This is a genomic window from Aeromonas sp. 601027 (assembly GCF_049174455.1).
In the GTDB taxonomy this organism is placed as follows: domain Bacteria; phylum Pseudomonadota; class Gammaproteobacteria; order Enterobacterales; family Aeromonadaceae; genus Aeromonas; species Aeromonas veronii_A.
Genome location: NZ_JAAKTN010000008.1, coordinates 130,079 through 146,403, shown reverse-complemented (window position 1 = coordinate 146,403; position 16,325 = coordinate 130,079). Strand labels below are relative to the sequence as shown.

The window sequence follows — 16,325 nt, the reverse complement described above, 5'->3', positions numbered from 1 at the left end:
ACTATGTGCCCTGTTTTTTGTCATGCTGCCTGCGGATTGAGCAGCCATTCCAGGATCCGGGGAAAGTGATCCTCCTGCGCCTGCGGGGCGGTCAGCATATTGATGTGGTCATAGTCAAGCCGGTTGCCATTATCACGCCCCAGGCGGGTGTGACGAGCAGCCGAGCCTATCTCGTCGCTGAAACGGCGCACATCGGTCGGATGGCCCAATACCTTGTCGGCTCTGGCAGAGATCATCCAGAGTGGCGGCCAGTTGACCCGTGCCGCCCCTTCGTCATAGGCAAAACCGTCGTGAGGATCCCGCCAGGGGCCACACTTGACCCAGGGGATGGTCTCCTGCAGATAGCGCAGCGGCTCGTCGTCAGCACCTATCTTCAGAGTGCGAGCAGCCAGAAAACCACGGCGGCGAGCCAGCCAGGGGGCCAGCCGATTCCAGATCAGATCCACCTTCAGCCAGCGCTCGGGATTGTGCACCGACACGCCGCGTTTGGTACCAAAAAACAGCAGACTGGCCACCTGCTCCGCCAGCTCGGGAAAGCGCACCAGGGTCGAGGCCATGATGACGCCACCCCAGGAGTGGGCCACCCAGTGCACCTTGAAGCCATGATGGCGCTCGGCAATCCAGCGATGCAGGGCGGGCAAGTCCTCGGTGATTAGCTCGTGCTGGCCGTGCTCCGCCTGCTCGGCGATGGCCGGAGTGCTGAGCCCCCGTCCCCGCAAATCAGCCACATAGACCTGATAGCCGTGGCGGGCCAAAAAACAAGCCAGCCCCTTGCCCGATTCGGTGTAAAAGATGCGGCCGTTCTCGATGGCGCCGTGCACCATCAGGATCGGCTCGCCATGCACGGCGACCCGGGGTTTGATGTGGCGAACATGCAGTTGATGGGCGCCACAGGGGATAAACAGAGACTGCTGCAACAATTCCATTTTTATTGGTTTCCTCCTTGAAACACAGTCAGCGCTTGTCCCAGCGTTGTTCGCTGCAGGCCCGCGCCGCCAGCAGGCAGATCACCCCCTCCAGATCGTGATGATTGAGGGTGGCCGCAGCCTGCGCCCGCACCAGCGGCTTGGCATGAATAGCAATCCCAAGACCTGCCACGCCCATCATCTTGAGATCGTTAGCACCATCGCCGATGGCCACGGTCTGGGCGGCAGCAATGCCGTACTCCTGAGCAAGCTGCTGTAACACCTCGGCCTTGACGCTGGCATCAACGATGCGCCCGCTCACCTTGCCAGTCAGCTGACCCCCTTCCACCGCCAGCTCGTTGGCGAAGATAGCATCGAGCCCCAGCGCCTGCTGCAACTCGCCGGCAAAACGGGTAAAACCGCCGGAGGCGATGGCCACCTTCCAGCCAGCCTCTTTGAGGGTATCGACCATCAGTTGCAAGCCGGGCATCCACGGCATGTTGGCGGCCACCTCGTCGAGAATGGTGACCGGCGCTCCAGCCAGCAGGGCCACCCGGTTGCGCAGACTGTCGGAGAACTCCAGTTTGCCCTGCATGGCAGCAGCTGTTACCGCCGCCACCTGATCGCCGACCCCCGCCAGCCGCGCGATCTCGTCGATGCACTCGATACGGATCGCGGTGGAATCCATGTCCATCACCAACAGGCCGGGTTCGCTCAGGGTGGGTAGTGCCGGCAGGTGGCAGAGATCGATCTCCCACTCACCGCTCTTGAGCTCGGCCACCAACTCGGAAGAGAAGCGATCGCAGCCAAGCAGCAGCAGCGGCACCTCCGTCACCTCGGTGGGAGGATAGAGGGTGGCCACCAGCCCCTGCGCAGCCAACAGTGGTGACAGATGCGTCAGATGGGAGGCGCCCAGCCCCTTGCCAAACAGTACCAACCAGCCGCCCGCCTGCGGGGTCTCTGTCGGTTGCAACGCATCGGCGTTGAGCTGCCAACAGGGTGAGCCGGACAACAACGCAGGCCAATCGGATAACAGAGGGGGGAGCCGGGACAACAACATAAGAGATACGCCTTCCTTGGTGATCAGGGGGTTAACAATGCTGACCCAGAGTAGCGTATTGCTTTTTGCGCAGGCAAGCGCCAAGATCCGGCACTCATTGTCAGCATGAGGTCTCGCGCTTGCAGCGTCATCTTCCCATCAAACGTGTACTCAGTCTGGTAGCCGGCCTGCTGCTCGGCTGCTGGGTACTGGTTGTTCTCCTTCATATGCAGGGAGAGAGCCAGGCTGCGCTGCACACCGAAGCACGCAACCGCGCCCAGGCACTGGTCGCCTATGCTGCCCGCGACATGAAGCGCTGGATCAAGGAGGAGAACAGCAGTGAGCTGGAACGGCTGGCCCGGGATCTGGCGACCGAGCCGGAGATCCTCGATGTCACACTCTATGATGGACGCGGCATTCCCCTCGCCCAGTCGGAACAGGCCGTACCGCTGGAGAGCCTGCTACCCATCGGTGACAATAACAAATCGATGCCGGAACAAGGCAAGGGGCGGATCCAGTTCGTACAGGAGGTCCTGGATGGCGATCAGACACTGGGCTACCTGCGCATCACCCTGGAAGAGCAGCAGATGCTGGCGGACAAGGACACCAGACTCAAAACGATTCAGGAGAAACAGCGGCTGATATTGCTGATTGCGCTGCTGGCAGGTCTGCTTATCTCCTATGGCATTCGTCGCAACTATATGCGAGTGCGCAAGCACAAAAAACGAAGTCCTCCACCCTCCCCGCCGCCAACCAACAATGATGTGGCGCAGTAAACGGATAAAGAAACGGCGACCAGAGGTCGCCGTTTTTGCATGGTTCCAGAGGCTGCGGGATTAGTTGTCGCCCAACAGGACGGAATCCAGCGCGATTTCGATCATATCGTTGAAGGTCAGCTGACGCTCTTCAGAGGTGGTCTGCTCACCGGTACGGATATGGTCGGAGACGGTGCAGATGGTCAGCGCCTTGGCACCGTACTCTGCGGCCACGCCGTAGATACCGGCGGCTTCCATCTCGACACCCAGGATGCCGTATTTTTCCATGACGTCGAACATGGAGGGGTCCGGGGTGTAGAACAGGTCGGCGGAGAAGATGTTACCGACGCGCACGGCAACGCCCTTGTTCTTGGCGGCCTGCACGGCATTGGCAACCAGGTCGAAGTCAGCGATGGCAGCGAAGTCGTGATCCTTGAAGCGCAGACGGTTTACTTTGGAGTCGGTGCAGGCACCCATACCGATCACCACGTCACGCAGTTTCACGTCTTCACGCACGGCACCACAGGAGCCCACACGGATCAGGGTCTTCACACCGTAATCGGTGATCAGCTCTTTTGCGTAGATGGAGCAGGAGGGGATACCCATGCCGTGGCCCATTACGGAGATACGACGGCCCTTGTAGGTACCGGTAAAGCCGAACATGTTGCGCACGTCGCAGATCTGCTCGACGTTCTCCAGGAAAGTTTCAGCGATGTACTTGGCGCGCAGGGGGTCGCCCGGCATCAGCACGGTATCAGCAAAGGCGCCATCTTTCGCATTGATATGAGGAGTTGCCATTCTCTTGATTCCTTCACACTAGGTTGAGTTTTATTGTTTTATAAATTGCCCGCCGCCGAAGTGGCGGGCGGGTAAATTACAGGAAGCTGGTACCGTACGCCAGTTTCGGCAGGCCGTGGTAAGCCGCGATGCTCTGGCCGATATCGGCAAAGGTCTCGCGACGACCGACAGAGCCAGCCTTGACCGGCTTGCCGAAGAACAGCACCGGAATGTATTCGCGGGTGTGGTCGGTACCACCCCAGGTCGGGTCACAGCCGTGGTCGGCAGTCAGCACCACCACGTCGCCATCTTGCAGCAGCTCAAACAGCTCCGGCAGGCGGGAATCGAAATACTCCAGCGCACCGGCATAACCGGCAACATCACGGCGGTGGCCGTAGGAGGAGTCGAAGTCGACGAAGTTGGTGAAGACGATGGTGTTGTCACCGGCCGCTTTCACCTCTTCCAGCGTGCGATCCCACAGCTCGGTCAGACCGGTCCCTTTCACCTGCTTGGTGATGCCCTGCTGGGCATAGATGTCGGCAATCTTGCCGATGGAGACAACCTGGCCACCCGCATCTTTCATGTAATCCAGCACGGTCGGCGCCGGCGGCAGCACTGAGTAGTCGTGGCGGTTGCCGGTACGCTTGAAGTTGCCCTTGCCTGTGCCCACGAACGGGCGCGCAATCACGCGGCCGATGTTGTAGGGCTCCAGCAGCTCGCGCACTATGTGGCACAGCTCATAGAGCTTCTCGAGGCCGTAGGTCTCTTCGTGGCAGGCAATCTGGAACACGGAGTCGGCAGAGGTGTAGAGGATCGGCTTGCCGGTCTTCATGTGCTCTTCGCCCAGATCGTCCAGCACCTGGGTACCGGAGGCGTGGCAGTTACCGAGATAGCCCGGCAGACCAGCCTTCTCGACGATGGCGTCCAGCAGCTCCTGCGGGAAGCTGTTGTGGTGATCCTTGAAGTAGCCCCACTCGAACAGCACGGGCACGCCGGCGATCTCCCAGTGACCGGACGGGGTATCCTTGCCGGAGGAGAGCTCCTGAGCAAAGCCGTAGGCACCGACCACCTCGATATCTTTCTTCAGCCCTTCCGGGAAGTAGCCGGAGGCCTGCTCGCAGGCGTGGCCCAGACCCAGCTGGTTGAGGTTCGGCAGATTGAGGGCGCCACGGCCTTCAATTTCACCTGCCGCACACGCCTTGGCGATATGGCCAAGGGTGTTGGCGCCCACATCTCCGAACTTGTCGGCGTCGGCAGCAGCGCCAATACCGAAAGAGTCCATCATCAGAATAAAGGTACGTTTCATGGGTCTTCCCCTTGTTACAAATCGGCCAAGGTGATACGGCGGTACACTTCAGGCTGTGCTTCCGGCCGCTCGCCACCAATCCGAACAGCCGCCTGCACCATGCTGGCAGCCTGAGCATATTGCTCTTCAGTCTGAGCGTGGATCATCGCGATCGGCTTGTCAGCATCAACACTTTGACCCAGGCGGATAAAGTCGGTCAGACCGACCGCATAATCAAGTTTGTCACCGGCAGCGCGGCGACCACCGCCCATCGCCACCACGGCCAGACCCAGCTCGCGTGTATCCATGGCGGTCACGAAACCGCTGTTGGCCGCGAAGACCGGGCGCACGATGGCAGCCTTGGGCAAGTAAGCGTCATAACGCTCCATAAAATCGGCCGGGCCACCGAGACCAGTCACCATGCGACCGAAGATCTCGGCTGCCTTGCCGTTATCCAGCACCGCCTGCAGCTTGGTGCGGGCATCGCGCTCGTCGCTGGCAAGACCGGCAGAGATCAGCATCTCGGCGCACAGCGCCATGGTCACTTCGTGGATCCGCGGGTTGCGGTATTCACCTGTCAGGTAACGCACCGCTTCACGTACTTCCACCGCGTTACCGGCGCTGGAGGCCAGCACCTGGTTCATATCGGTCAAAAGCGCAGAGGTGCGGCAACCGGCACCGTTGGCCACGGCCACAATGCTCTTGGCCAGCTCTTCGGAGGCTTCGAAGGTTGGCATAAAGGCGCCGGAGCCCACTTTCACATCCATCACCAGCGCTTCGAGCCCGGAGGCGAGCTTCTTGGAGAGGATGGAGCCGGTGATCATGGCGATGGATTCGACGGTTGCAGTAATGTCACGTACTGCATAGATACGCTTGTCAGCAGGGGCAAGATCGCCGGTCTGGCCGATGATGGCCACGCCCGCCTCTTTCACCACTTTCAGGAAACGGTCGTTGTCGACCGAGGTCTGGTAGCCGGGAATGGCATCCAGCTTGTCGAGGGTACCGCCGGTATGGCCCAGACCACGACCGGAGATCATCGGCACGAAACCGCCGCAGGCAGCGACCATCGGGCCAAGCATCAGGGAGACAACGTCACCCACCCCGCCGGTGGAGTGCTTGTCGACAATCGGGCCACCCAGATTGAGGTGATCCCAGGTCAATACCATGCCGGAGTCGCGCATGGCGCAGGTCAGGGCAACCCGCTCATCCATGGTCATGTCTTTGAAGTAGACCGCCATCGCCAGCGCGGCAATCTGCCCTTCGCCGATGGTGTTGTTGGTAATGCCCTGAACGAAGAATTGAATTTCTTGGGTACTGAGCGCTTCACCGTTGCGCTTCTTGCGAATAATTTCTTGAGGCAAAAACATCTTTCATTCCCTCCGCCATTGCTGGCGTTACACAAGCCTGAATCCTTGCCCGCACACCGCATGGTGGGGGCTAACAGGGCGGACAGCCGTCCGCCCTCTCATCAACCTATTAGTAACCGCTGGTGTTGGCTGGCTTGTCGCCATGCCCCAGAGTGGCCAGCAGACTGGCCAGCAGGCTGGATGCACCAAAGCGGAAGGTTCGGGCGGATACCCAGTCGTTGCCGAGGATCTCTTCGGCCATGGCCAGGTACTGACCGGCAACGGCGGCATCTTTCACGCCACCAGCAGGCTTGAAGCCGACTTTCGGATTCTTGGCCTTGATCACTTCCATCATGATGCGTGCCGCTTCTGGGGTCGCATTGACCGGCACCTTGCCGGTGGAGGTCTTGATGAAATCGGCACCGGCATCGATACAGATTTCGGAAGCGCGACGGATCAGCGCCTCTTCTTTCAGCTCGCCGGTTTCGATGATCACTTTCAGCAGCACGTTGGCACCGCAGGCCTCTTTACAGGCTTTGACCAGATCAAAACCGATCTGTTCATTACCGGCCATGAAGGCGCGATACGGGAACACTACGTCCACTTCATCAGCACCGTAGGCGACAGCGGCACGGGTCTCGGCCACGGCGATCTCGATATCGTCGTTGCCGTGCGGGAAGTTGGTCACGGTCGCAATGCGTACGTCGGCAGCGCCGATCTCACGCAGGGTCTTGCGAGCGATAGGGATAAAACGGGGGTAGATGCAGACGGCGGCGGTCAGGCCAGCCGGTGACTTGGCCTTATGGCACAGGTCGATCACCTTCTGATCGGTGTCGTCATCGTTCAGGGTGGTCAGGTCCATCAGGTTCAGGGCGCGCTGAGCGGCCACTTTCAGATCAGTCATTCTGTTCTCCAAAGTCTCGATTTAATCCAGATAACCGGGCACCACCATACCATCCAGCGATGGATGCACAGGCAGTAATCCCCAGCTATACGGGAATGGAATTACAGTGCGAAGGTACCGGCACTATCGGGATGCTATTCAAAACACCCTGCAGGCACTGCGACTGTAAATAAGGCAAGAGCCCTGTCACTTTCTTACAAAAGTGCGGACTTGGTTCCATGAAGACTTGAGAATGGCCGACAACATCTGACCCGACTTCCCAATCAATTCCATTTGACCGCCAACACCCGATTTCATCGAGTATTAGTCATTGCCAGCACCCTGCTGGCAACGCCTATTTCAGCCGAGATACCCCCTGTTTGCAAGCCAGATTTGCCAATTTCAGAGGTACCTCACATCTGGCAAATCCAGGTCTATAAAAGCCTTACGAAAAGAAACGAGTCAGGATCCAGGAGTAGGCCAATCCCCCCAGATAGACCCCGACGATCCCCATTACCCCGGATAAAACGGGAGGCGCCGGGATCGGCAATTTGAGGAAAGAAAACAACAAACCAACTATAAAGCCGGCCACCATCGCCAGTAGCACTTCATTCATATAACCTCCGATTTGACTCATTTTATTATTAGTTTAGATAGGAAAACGGTTGTCACCGCTCCATACACGAACGCCACGGCAGATGCCGTGGCGTTCGTGTTTATACCCTGTCAGTCAGGCGGCGATTACATGCCGGACAGTGCCAGGAAGAAGCCTGCGATAGTGGCAGACATCAGGTTGGACAGAGAGCCAGCCAGTACGGCTTTCAGACCAAAGCGTGCAATGGTGCCGCGGCGGTTCGGCGCCATGGACCCCAGACCACCCAGCAGGATGGCAACAGAGGAGAGGTTGGCAAAACCACACAGCGCGAAGGAGATGATCGCCTTGGTGTGATCGGACATGGCCACACCGTTGATCAGCACTTCGTCTTTCAGGTACGGAGCAAAGTTCAGGTAAGCCACGAACTCGTTCACTACCAGCTTCTGACCGATGAAGGAACCGGCAACCACTGCTTCATTCCAGGGCACACCGATCAGGAAGGCCAGCGGGGAGAAGATCCAGCCCAGCAGCAGTTCCAGAGAGAGTTGCGGATAACCGAACCAGCCACCCACACCGGAGAAGATGCCGTTGATCATGGCGATCAGACCGATGAAGGCCAGCAGCATGGCGCCGACGTTCAGGGCCAGTTGCATACCGGCAGAAGCGCCAGCAGCAGCAGCGTCAATGACGTTGGCAGGCTTGTCATCCAGCTCGGCATCGGCAGAGCTTTCATCGTAGTTCGGGGTCTCGGTCTCGGGAACCAGCAGCTTGGCGAACAGCAGACCACCCGGTGCAGCCATGAAGGAGGCGGCAATCAGGTACTCCATCTTCACGCCCATGGAGGCGTAACCGGCCAGTACGGAACCGGCAACGGAAGCCAGACCACCACACATGACGGCGAACAGCTCGGAGTCAGTCATCTTGGAGATGTAGGGACGAACCACCAGCGGCGCTTCGGTCTGACCGACGAAGATGTTGGCAGTTGCAGAGAGGGATTCGGTGCGGGAAGTACCCAGTACTTTCTGCAGACCACCGCCCAGCAACTTGATGACCATCTGCATGATGCCCAGGTAGTAGAGCACTGCAATCAGGGAAGAGAAGAAGATGATGACCGGCAGAACACGGAAGGCAAAGACAAAGCCGCCGCCACCGAACACTTCAAACATCTTGTTGCTGACCAGACCGCCAAACAGGAAGTCGATCCCGTTCTGGCCGTAGCTGATCACGCTGGATACCGCGTCGGACACGCCGACCAGGATATCGCGACCAACCGGAACATAGAGAACAAACGCCCCCAGACCGGCTTGAATTGCGAACGCACCGACAACGGTACGGACGTTGATTGCCTTGCGATTGCTGGAGAACAGCACCGCGATAAGGACGAGCGTCGCCATCCCTACCAGACCCATGAACAAATTCATTATTATCTTCCTCTAGTAGCACCTGGCTTGTTAGCGAGTTGTTATTAAACCCAACTAATCAAGGGGAGCGCATTATACTAATTAAAGTCCGATAAAATAGAATGCTGGTCACATTTTATCGTTATCAAAATGTCCAAGTGTCACAAAATTAGACAGCAAACGATTTTTACGCTCATTTTTTTTTCTGACAACTAAATCAGGTGTTGCGAATTTGTTTCGTGGCTATTGGTCGTGATGGAAAATATGCCGGGCAGTTTCAAATAACACCTTGGTAACATCCGCCGATGATTCCTCCCGCAAGGTCATCAATATTTCCGCTATTTTCGGCAGCGCTTCCGGGGTATTCCGGGTGCCTTGTGCGCCTTGTAAGGGTATATCGGGCGAATCGGTTTCCAGCACCAGGGCCTCGAGCGGCATGGCCCGAAATACCTCTCGCGTCTTGTTCGCCCGTTCAAAACTGATTACCCCGCCCACCCCGAGTCGAAAGCCCAGTTGCCAGAAGGCCTCCGCCTGCTGCAACGAACCGCTGAAAGCATGGATCACCCCGCCACGTGGCGGCTTGAAGCGGCGCAACAGCTTGGCCACAGTGTCATTAGCGCGCACCGAGTGGATCATCAGGGGGAGCCCGGCATCTGCAGCCAGCCGGATCTGAGCCTCAAACAGCGCAAGCTGCCCCTCCTGCGGCACGTGAGAACGGAGGTCCAGCCCGCACTCACCAATGGCCACCAGCCTGGCAGGTTGACTCATCACCAACGCTCGCAGCCGTTCCATCACCCCCTCCCGCTGCTCACCGGTATACCAGGGATGAATGCCCAAACCATAAAAAAGTCCGTCATGCTGATCTGCCAGTGCCATCACACGAGTCCAGTTATCCTCTGCGATGGCAGGAATGATATACTGCGTCACCCCTAATGCCCGGCAACGGGCCAGCAGCGCCTCCCTGTCCTGGTCGAACACCGGAAAGTCGAGATGGCAATGGGTATCTATCAGCTGCATATCACTCACACCTGTTTGCGGTATTTAATGGGTCATTGAACATGATGAACAACAGAAACAACGGCTTTACCCTGATTGAACTGGTGTTGGTGATCATAGTGCTGGGGATCCTGGCCGTCACCGCCCTGCCACGCTTTATCAATATCAAGGATGATGCCCTGAAAAGCACGGTCTCGGCGACTGCTGGCAGCTTTGCCAGTGCAGTTCAACTGGCAAATGCCGGCTGGTCGGTGAAAGTGAAGGGGGAGTCTATCGGGCTCTACAACTTGAGTAGCTTTGGCAAAGGCGATCTTGATATTAATCGCTATGGTTGGCCTGTAGGCACGAAAGAGGACTATAACCAAGCGCCAGATACAACATTTCCACCTGGCTCTAACGAAAACCAGATCTCTGTTAACAACGAAGATGACTGCAAGCTACTCTTCACTGGATTACTTGATACAGAGCAGACTGTTCCTGACTTAGACAATAACAACACTGAAACTGACTATAGTTCCGAACTTATTATTGCAGATGACCAAACTGAGATCGGAGGGTTAGAGCATCACAACTGCCGCTATATCCTGCGTGATTCTATCGGCCGCTTCCCGGAGCACCCCGACGGCCTCAGCTTCGAGTACAACAGTGTTACCGGTGCCGTGACCCGCAATTTTGATTGAGCTCAGCCTCTTCTGCGCAAGCTCGCTCTTTGCTTGAGTCCTCATCATAACGAACCGGTGTGCAGCAGCGCCGGTTCTCCTGAGTGAGCCCCCACTCCTCGCACCACGCATCGTAACGGGCCAGCCAACGCAGCAATACCCCTTTCATCATCACACCTCCGCCAACAGGTTCAGGTCAAAAACCATCCTAATCAGAGTCGACAAGGGGAGCAAGCCATCACCATTTTTGCGGTCGGTCGAGATAGAAAGAGCCGGTCAGCATGGCTGACCGGCTCTTTTAAGATTCCCTGAAGAGGTTATCAGATGAGCGATAGCTCATCCGCCTCAAAGGCTCTTCAGTTTCTCTTCCGGCAGAGCCAGCTCGTCGTTGTGGTTGACGCCGATACCGCGCTCCAGCACATGACGGGCGATGGCGTGGGCCTCTTCCAGCGAGTGCATGCTGTAGGTACCACACTGGTATTCGTTCAGCTCGGGGATCTTGCCCTGCTCCTGCACGGTCAGCACGTCGCTCATGGCGGCCTGCCAGGCGGCGCCAACCCGGGCTTCGTCTGGTGCGCCGATCAGGCTCATGTAGAAGCCGGTACGGCAACCCATGGGGGAGATATCGATGATCTCCACGCCGTTGCCGTTCAGGTGATCACGCATGAAGCCGGCAAACAGGTGCTCGAGGGTGTGGATGCCGCGCTCGGAGAGGATCTCCTGGTTCGGCACGCAGAAACGCAGGTCGAACACGGTAATGGTGTCCTTGTTCGGGGTCTGCATGGTCTTGGCCACACGCACCGCTGGCGCTTCCATACGGGTGTGGTCAACGGTAAAACTGTCCAATAACGGCATTTCTGACTCCTGATTTGGTTACCAGAACCAGCCCCCACGGGAGAGCTGATCCTTGCATTGACGGTACTGGGCGCCGTAGCGCTGGGCGCGAGCTTCCACCTTGCGAGAGGTCTTCATCAACCACCCCTTGCTGCGATAGCTGCCACGCCGGTAGCCACCCCACCCTTCGTGATAGTTGAGGTACTGGCCATAGGCATCCCACTTGGAGGTGCCATTGAGCCGCTGGGCTTTGTTAGTGTACCAACCCATAAAATCGATGGCGTCGGCAAAATCATCGCGGTCACTCCAGCTGTTGCCGGTTTCCCGCTGGTAATCCGCCCAAGTTTCATCTTTGACCTGAGCATAACCATAAGCCGAACTGGCCCGCCCGGTCGGGATGAAGAGGAAATATTGCATCGGCGGCTGAGCATCATGTACGTACGAGGACTCCTGATACATCATGGCCATCACCACATGGATCGGCGTCCCCCACTTCTCGTTCATCTTGAGCGCGGCCTTGTGCCACTCCGGCTTCTCGCGAAAGATCTGGCACAGGTTTTCCGGCTGAGCCGGCGGGCGGGTACTGCACGCAGTGAGTACTGCCAGCAGGCCTGCCACCGCCACGATGCGCTTTCGGGACATCAGAGCAGAACTTGATTTGCTCTCCTGAACATAACGAGGCAAAAACGACATCAGATAGCGTCTTCGTTCTCTTCGCCGGTACGGATACGAATGACACGCTCCACCTCGCAGACGAAGATCTTGCCATCACCAATCTTGCCGGTACGGGCGGTGTTCTGGATCGCTTCCAGACAGGCATCGAGATCCTCGTCCTGCACCACCAGCTCCACCTTCACTTTCGGCAGGAAGTCGACCATATATTCGGCGCCGCGATAGAGCTCGGTATGGCCCTTCTGGCGGCCGAAGCCTTTGACTTCGGATACGGTCATACCGTTGATGCCGATCTCGGCCAGGGCCTCGCGCACATCGTCCAGCTTGAACGGTTTGATGATGGCTTCAATCTTCTTCATGGTGACTCCTTACCAGTTCTGTTTGCCGAACCCGGATGTAATGGGGTAACGGCGATCCTTACCAAAGTTGCGAGCCGTAATGCGGGGCCCGACCGCCGCCTGACGGCGCTTGTATTCGTTGAGATCCACCAGGCGGATCACCTTGCGCACCACCGCTTCCTCGAAGCCCTCGGCCACCATGTCGGCCACGGACGCATCCTCTTCCACATAACGCTTGAGGATGGCATCGAGGATGTCGTATGGCGGCAGACTGTCCTGATCCACCTGATCCGGCGCCAACTCTGCTGAAGGGGGGCGGTCGATAACCCGCTGCGGGATCACATAGTCGACCGAGTTGCGATATTCGCACAACTTGAAGACCAGCGTCTTGGGCACATCTTTCAGCACGTCAAAACCGCCAGCCATGTCACCGTACAGCGTGGCATAGCCAACAGCCATTTCACTCTTGTTGCCAGTGGTCAGCACGATACGACGACGTTTGTTGGAGAGCGCCATCAGCAGCACGCCGCGGCAGCGGGCCTGCAGATTCTCTTCGGTCGTATCGCGAGCGGTACCTTCAAACAACGGCGCCAGCTGGGTCATAAATCCTTCGAACATCGGCTCGATGGAGATGATGTTGAACTCAACCCCCATCCGCTCGGCCTGCTCCTTGGCATCCTCCACGCTCATCTGGGCGGTATAGCGGAACGGCATCATCACCGCCTGCACCTTGTCGGCCCCGATGGCATCGGCCGCGATGGCCAGCGTCAGCGCCGAGTCGATACCGCCGGAGAGACCCAGTACGGCACCATGGAAACCGTTCTTGGTGACATAGTCGCGCACCGCCAGCACCAGCGCCTGATAGGTCTCGGCCAAGGGTTCCAGCGGCGCAGCGGGCTCCCGTTCTTTCACCGGCTGGCCATCGGCAAAACGTACCAGCGCCAGCTCTTCGGCAAACGGGGCCAGTTTGTGGGTCAACTCGCCCTGGCTGTTGAACACCTTGGAGCAGCCGTCGAAAATCAGCTCATCCTGACCGCATACCTGATTGAGGTAAACCAGCGGCAGACCGGTCTGATCGCAGCGCTCGGCCATCAGCTCGCGGCGGATCCAGGGTTTTTCCTGATCGTATGGCGACGCATTGATGGTGAGCAGCAGCTCGGCACCCGCCGCCTTGGCAGCCAGCGCCGGACCCGGCTGCCACAGATCTTCACAGATGAGCAGCCCCAGCTGGTGACCACGGAACGGCACCACGCAGGTCTCGGTTGCCGCGGTGAAGTAGCGCTTCTCATCAAACACGCCGTAGTTGGGCAAGTCCTGCTTGAAGTAACGGGCAATCAGCTTGCCCTGCTCATAGAGTGACGCCGCGTTGTAGAGCGCCTCCCCTTCACGCCAGGGATGCCCCACCAAAATGGCACAGTTGCCCTGCCATTCGGCAACACGAGCCAACGCGGCTTCGACCCGGATCATCAGATCGGCGCGCAGCAGCAGATCTTCCGGTGGATAGCCGGTCAGGGCCAGCTCGGAGCAGACCAGCAGATCGGCACCTTGCTGCTCGGCCTGAGCCGCCGCAGCGAGCACTTTGTCAGTGTTATCTTCGATGGCGCCTACCGTCAGATTCAACTGGGCAAGCATCAGAGAGAGGGCTTTTGCCATGGCGATGCATCTTGTATTCGAAAATGATGGGGAATGATAAAGAAAAGGCGCTGGCTGTGCCAGCGCCCCGGATTCAAGGGGTACAACTTAGATTAGCTGCATTGGTTACACCATTATCCACCAGCAGGGCACAAGGACCACTAATCACCTGACCGTTGGCGGGTGGCGTCATGGCGATGCTGAGGGAAGCAGGTTTCAACAAGTAAGTTTTATTGCCCTGTGCACTGTAGGAGAAGTTCACCACCAAGCTACTATTTTGCGCTGCCGTACAGACATAGGTAGCCGGCTGGTTGTTAGCCTGGGGTTTATCAATACGGCAAGTAGCCCCCGAAGTTGTGGTACTGACATTCAAGCCACTGAAGGTATTTTTGCCGCAAGATACTGGCGCAGTATTGTTGCCATTCCCTTGCTCAAGACACTCTATGCGTCCCGATACAGTGAGAGTTGGCACAGTCTGGGAGCTGGTATCGATCGAGATAGGCATGGTGGCGACCTTGGCCTCACTTCGATCTACCGGTGAGATAAGTGAAGCTGTGATCCCCGAGTTACCTTGGTAGGCCGTCACCTTGATCGATGCACTTTGCAACACGTTGGATGCATCCTTGGTGCTCTTCTTGGCGGACAGATAACCACGGCTGTAGCTACCAAAATAATAGCTGCCAAGATCAACGACTGTCTTGACCGGCTCGTTGGTCACACCGACATAGTCAGAGGCACTGCCAGTCAACTGGCCACTCAATGGCACCAAGCTCCACTCCGCCAGCATGGTCAGATTGATGTCCTGAAACGGGACCTTGGCCAACAGATCCTGAGAAGTCAGATCGAGCTTCGAGAGACTGTCCGGCGCGAGCAGATCCACGTAGATACCTCTAGCAATCAACTGGGCGGTCCCCGTATTCATGGTGATCTTGGTGCTGGTATCTCCCCCTGTCGCAGCATTGGCAGGCAACCACTCTGCAAATTCGGTGATCGTCGGCGGCGTGGCCGTGGGGTTTGCGGTCCAGTTCAGGGTGTTTTTCTGCCAGGTGATGTAGGTAGTAACCACGTACTTGATGTAGTTCTGGTAGCTGGTCTGGTTTGCGGGCTTGGCAAGAAAATCAGCGCTGGTCACGACAACTTTTATCAGGTTCCAGTCAGGCAGCGGACGATAGTAACCATCAAGTCTGACAAAGCGGCAGGCATCCACATAATCACCACTATTGACCGATGAGAGGCCACTGTTGTAACGCAGTCGACTGGTATTGAGTGGAGCGTAAAACTGTTCGAAACTGCTGCCGCTGCCATCGAAATGATCCTTGCAGCAACTGGTGCAGAGACTCGGCTGATCTCTGACACTGCTGTTGAGTACCCCGGTCTGCTTGGTAACCTGGGAGCCCACATTCCAGTACAACAGGTTGCTGCTGGTCAAAATGGCCTTACCGGGCAGGTAGGCATTGACACTCGAGCCATAACTGCAGGAACAGGAGACCGATGCCAGATCCTGCAGCACCTGTTGGGTATTGCCACCATTGTCTGGCTTATAGGTAACAGTCTCGAATTGCACCAGTTTGCCAACAGAACCATCCTTGGAGGTCACGGTGGGCAATGGCTTGCTGGTCTCTTGCTTGCGTCCTTCCTGGTCAATCTGGATGGAAATGACATCGGGCGCGACCCCGGGGGTATAAACCACATGGGGCGGTTCACGACTGGTATCCAACCCCCCGTTAAACTGATTCTGGGTTAATGACTCAGCAGGCGATACCGCACCGGAAAGCAACAAGGAATGGGACTGCCCGACGCTGTCGCTCCAACTGACAGTGACATTGACCACCTTTCGGCCAGGATAGGCATGCAAATAACCCGCCGGGATAGCCGTCTGCCAGCCAGAGCCATTCCAGTACTGATTACTGACGCTCCAACTAAGGGCATAAGTCCCACCGCCATCAGGAGGTGTCGCCGAACTGGAACCTGCCGCGATACTGTTATAAGCAGTAAGCGGTGAAACCGCGCTTACCACTCCATTGAAGGTACGAAACGCATCTAGTTTTGACTCCGCCAGACGCATGGCTACCTCATAACGGCGGCTATCCTGGGAGGTATTGAGCAACGAACGAGACATAGCCACCAGTCCTGCGACCCCCACTCCCAGCAGAACCAGGGTGATCAAAATCTCTAACAGCCCAAATCCCTTGTGCGGTTTCATACATGC

At 57.5% G+C, this 16,325-nt stretch carries 16 protein-coding genes; 2 read left to right on the top strand and 14 right to left on the bottom strand.

Annotation, left to right across the window (positions count from 1 at the left end; all coding sequences use genetic code 11):
* Positions 1 to 20: 20 nt before the first annotated feature.
* Positions 21 to 926 carry an alpha/beta fold hydrolase gene (locus G5193_RS12225; protein ID WP_216952869.1) on the bottom strand — a complete coding sequence of 302 codons (906 nt, stop codon included), beginning with the start codon at positions 924 to 926 and terminating at the stop codon, positions 21 to 23.
* A gap of 28 nt (positions 927 to 954) precedes the next feature.
* Entirely contained in the window at positions 955 to 1,965 is a 1,011-nt protein-coding gene (gene serB, locus G5193_RS12220) for a phosphoserine phosphatase SerB (protein WP_216952868.1), read from the bottom strand.
* A 119-nt stretch (positions 1,966 to 2,084) separates the two neighbouring features.
* Between serB and G5193_RS12215 the strand changes: the two genes are divergently transcribed.
* Positions 2,085 to 2,720 carry an AhpA/YtjB family protein gene (locus tag G5193_RS12215; RefSeq protein ID WP_421206093.1) on the top strand — a complete coding sequence of 212 codons (636 nt, stop codon included), beginning with the start codon at positions 2,085 to 2,087 and terminating at the stop codon, positions 2,718 to 2,720.
* Between the two features lie 60 nt (positions 2,721 to 2,780).
* Here the strand turns inward: G5193_RS12215 and deoD are convergent, their stop codons facing one another.
* The 7 genes from deoD to G5193_RS12180 form a co-directional block, all read right to left on the bottom strand.
* Positions 2,781 to 3,497, bottom strand: coding sequence for a purine-nucleoside phosphorylase (gene deoD, locus G5193_RS12210; RefSeq protein WP_040096807.1), 717 nt, complete (start codon positions 3,495 to 3,497; stop codon positions 2,781 to 2,783).
* 76 nt (positions 3,498 to 3,573) lie between these two features.
* Complete coding sequence (locus G5193_RS12205; protein WP_421206092.1) at positions 3,574 to 4,782, bottom strand: phosphopentomutase; 1,209 nt, start codon at positions 4,780 to 4,782, stop codon at positions 3,574 to 3,576.
* Between the two features lie 14 nt (positions 4,783 to 4,796).
* Complete coding sequence (deoA, locus tag G5193_RS12200) at positions 4,797 to 6,128, bottom strand: thymidine phosphorylase (protein WP_421206091.1); 1,332 nt, start codon at positions 6,126 to 6,128, stop codon at positions 4,797 to 4,799.
* 109 nt (positions 6,129 to 6,237) lie between these two features.
* On the bottom strand, positions 6,238 to 7,011 hold the full coding sequence (gene deoC / locus G5193_RS12195; protein ID WP_005340468.1) for a deoxyribose-phosphate aldolase: 774 nt from the start codon (positions 7,009 to 7,011) through the stop codon (positions 6,238 to 6,240).
* Between the two features lie 424 nt (positions 7,012 to 7,435).
* Positions 7,436 to 7,606: a XapX domain-containing protein gene (locus tag G5193_RS12190; protein WP_005340467.1), complete on the bottom strand. Its 171-nt coding sequence runs from the start codon at positions 7,604 to 7,606 to the stop codon at positions 7,436 to 7,438.
* Between the two features lie 125 nt (positions 7,607 to 7,731).
* Positions 7,732 to 9,006 (bottom strand): NupC/NupG family nucleoside CNT transporter, encoded by a 1,275-nt coding sequence (locus G5193_RS12185; protein ID WP_019445565.1) that lies wholly within the window; start codon positions 9,004 to 9,006, stop codon positions 7,732 to 7,734.
* 222 nt (positions 9,007 to 9,228) lie between these two features.
* A complete protein-coding gene (locus G5193_RS12180) occupies positions 9,229 to 10,002 on the bottom strand; it encodes a TatD family hydrolase (protein WP_421206090.1) in 774 nt (257 codons plus the stop codon).
* Between the two features lie 41 nt (positions 10,003 to 10,043).
* On the opposite strand from G5193_RS12180, the gene tppF reads away from it, so the two are divergent.
* Positions 10,044 to 10,661 (top strand): type IVa pilus pseudopilin TppF, encoded by a 618-nt coding sequence (gene tppF / locus G5193_RS12175; RefSeq protein WP_421206089.1) that lies wholly within the window; start codon positions 10,044 to 10,046, stop codon positions 10,659 to 10,661.
* A 324-nt stretch (positions 10,662 to 10,985) separates the two neighbouring features.
* Here the strand turns inward: tppF and luxS are convergent, their stop codons facing one another.
* The 5 genes from luxS to G5193_RS12150 all read right to left on the bottom strand — a co-directional run bounded on the left by luxS (position 10,986) and on the right by G5193_RS12150 (position 16,319).
* On the bottom strand, positions 10,986 to 11,495 hold the full coding sequence (luxS, locus tag G5193_RS12170; RefSeq protein ID WP_033135492.1) for an S-ribosylhomocysteine lyase: 510 nt from the start codon (positions 11,493 to 11,495) through the stop codon (positions 10,986 to 10,988).
* A gap of 18 nt (positions 11,496 to 11,513) precedes the next feature.
* Positions 11,514 to 12,116, bottom strand: coding sequence for a lipoprotein (locus G5193_RS12165; RefSeq protein WP_041233948.1), 603 nt, complete (start codon positions 12,114 to 12,116; stop codon positions 11,514 to 11,516).
* Between the two features lie 50 nt (positions 12,117 to 12,166).
* Positions 12,167 to 12,505, bottom strand: coding sequence for a nitrogen regulatory protein P-II (glnB, locus tag G5193_RS12160; protein ID WP_005308848.1), 339 nt, complete (start codon positions 12,503 to 12,505; stop codon positions 12,167 to 12,169).
* 9 nt (positions 12,506 to 12,514) lie between these two features.
* Entirely contained in the window at positions 12,515 to 14,137 is a 1,623-nt protein-coding gene (locus G5193_RS12155; protein ID WP_113740109.1) for an NAD+ synthase, read from the bottom strand.
* Positions 14,138 to 14,210: 73 nt separating this feature from the next.
* The gene (locus tag G5193_RS12150) at positions 14,211 to 16,319 is read right to left on the bottom strand and encodes a type IV pilus modification PilV family protein (RefSeq protein WP_421206088.1); all 2,109 of its coding nucleotides are present in this window, start codon (positions 16,317 to 16,319) and stop codon (positions 14,211 to 14,213) included.
* Between the last annotated feature and the right edge of the window lie 6 nt (positions 16,320 to 16,325).

Excerpts from the sequence above, each read along its gene's own strand:
- G5193_RS12225 (WP_216952869.1), bottom strand. The coding sequence starts at position 926 with ATGGAATTGTTGCAGCAGTCTCTGTTTATCCCCTGTGGCGCCCATCAA.
- serB (WP_216952868.1), bottom strand. The coding sequence starts at position 1,965 with ATGTTGTTGTCCCGGCTCCCCCCTCTGTTATCCGATTGGCCTGCGTTG.
- deoD (WP_040096807.1), bottom strand. The coding sequence starts at position 3,497 with ATGGCAACTCCTCATATCAATGCGAAAGATGGCGCCTTTGCTGATACC.
- G5193_RS12205 (WP_421206092.1), bottom strand. The coding sequence starts at position 4,782 with ATGAAACGTACCTTTATTCTGATGATGGACTCTTTCGGTATTGGCGCT.
- deoA (WP_421206091.1), bottom strand. The coding sequence starts at position 6,128 with ATGTTTTTGCCTCAAGAAATTATTCGCAAGAAGCGCAACGGTGAAGCG.
- deoC (WP_005340468.1), bottom strand. The coding sequence starts at position 7,011 with ATGACTGATCTGAAAGTGGCCGCTCAGCGCGCCCTGAACCTGATGGAC.
- G5193_RS12190 (WP_005340467.1), bottom strand. The coding sequence starts at position 7,606 with ATGAATGAAGTGCTACTGGCGATGGTGGCCGGCTTTATAGTTGGTTTG.
- G5193_RS12185 (WP_019445565.1), bottom strand. The coding sequence starts at position 9,006 with ATGAATTTGTTCATGGGTCTGGTAGGGATGGCGACGCTCGTCCTTATC.
- G5193_RS12180 (WP_421206090.1), bottom strand. The coding sequence starts at position 10,002 with ATGCAGCTGATAGATACCCATTGCCATCTCGACTTTCCGGTGTTCGAC.
- tppF (WP_421206089.1), top strand. The coding sequence starts at position 10,044 with ATGATGAACAACAGAAACAACGGCTTTACCCTGATTGAACTGGTGTTG.
- luxS (WP_033135492.1), bottom strand. The coding sequence starts at position 11,495 with ATGCCGTTATTGGACAGTTTTACCGTTGACCACACCCGTATGGAAGCG.
- G5193_RS12165 (WP_041233948.1), bottom strand. The coding sequence starts at position 12,116 with ATGTCCCGAAAGCGCATCGTGGCGGTGGCAGGCCTGCTGGCAGTACTC.
- glnB (WP_005308848.1), bottom strand. The coding sequence starts at position 12,505 with ATGAAGAAGATTGAAGCCATCATCAAACCGTTCAAGCTGGACGATGTG.
- G5193_RS12155 (WP_113740109.1), bottom strand. The coding sequence starts at position 14,137 with ATGGCAAAAGCCCTCTCTCTGATGCTTGCCCAGTTGAATCTGACGGTA.
- G5193_RS12150 (WP_421206088.1), bottom strand. The coding sequence starts at position 16,319 with ATGAAACCGCACAAGGGATTTGGGCTGTTAGAGATTTTGATCACCCTG.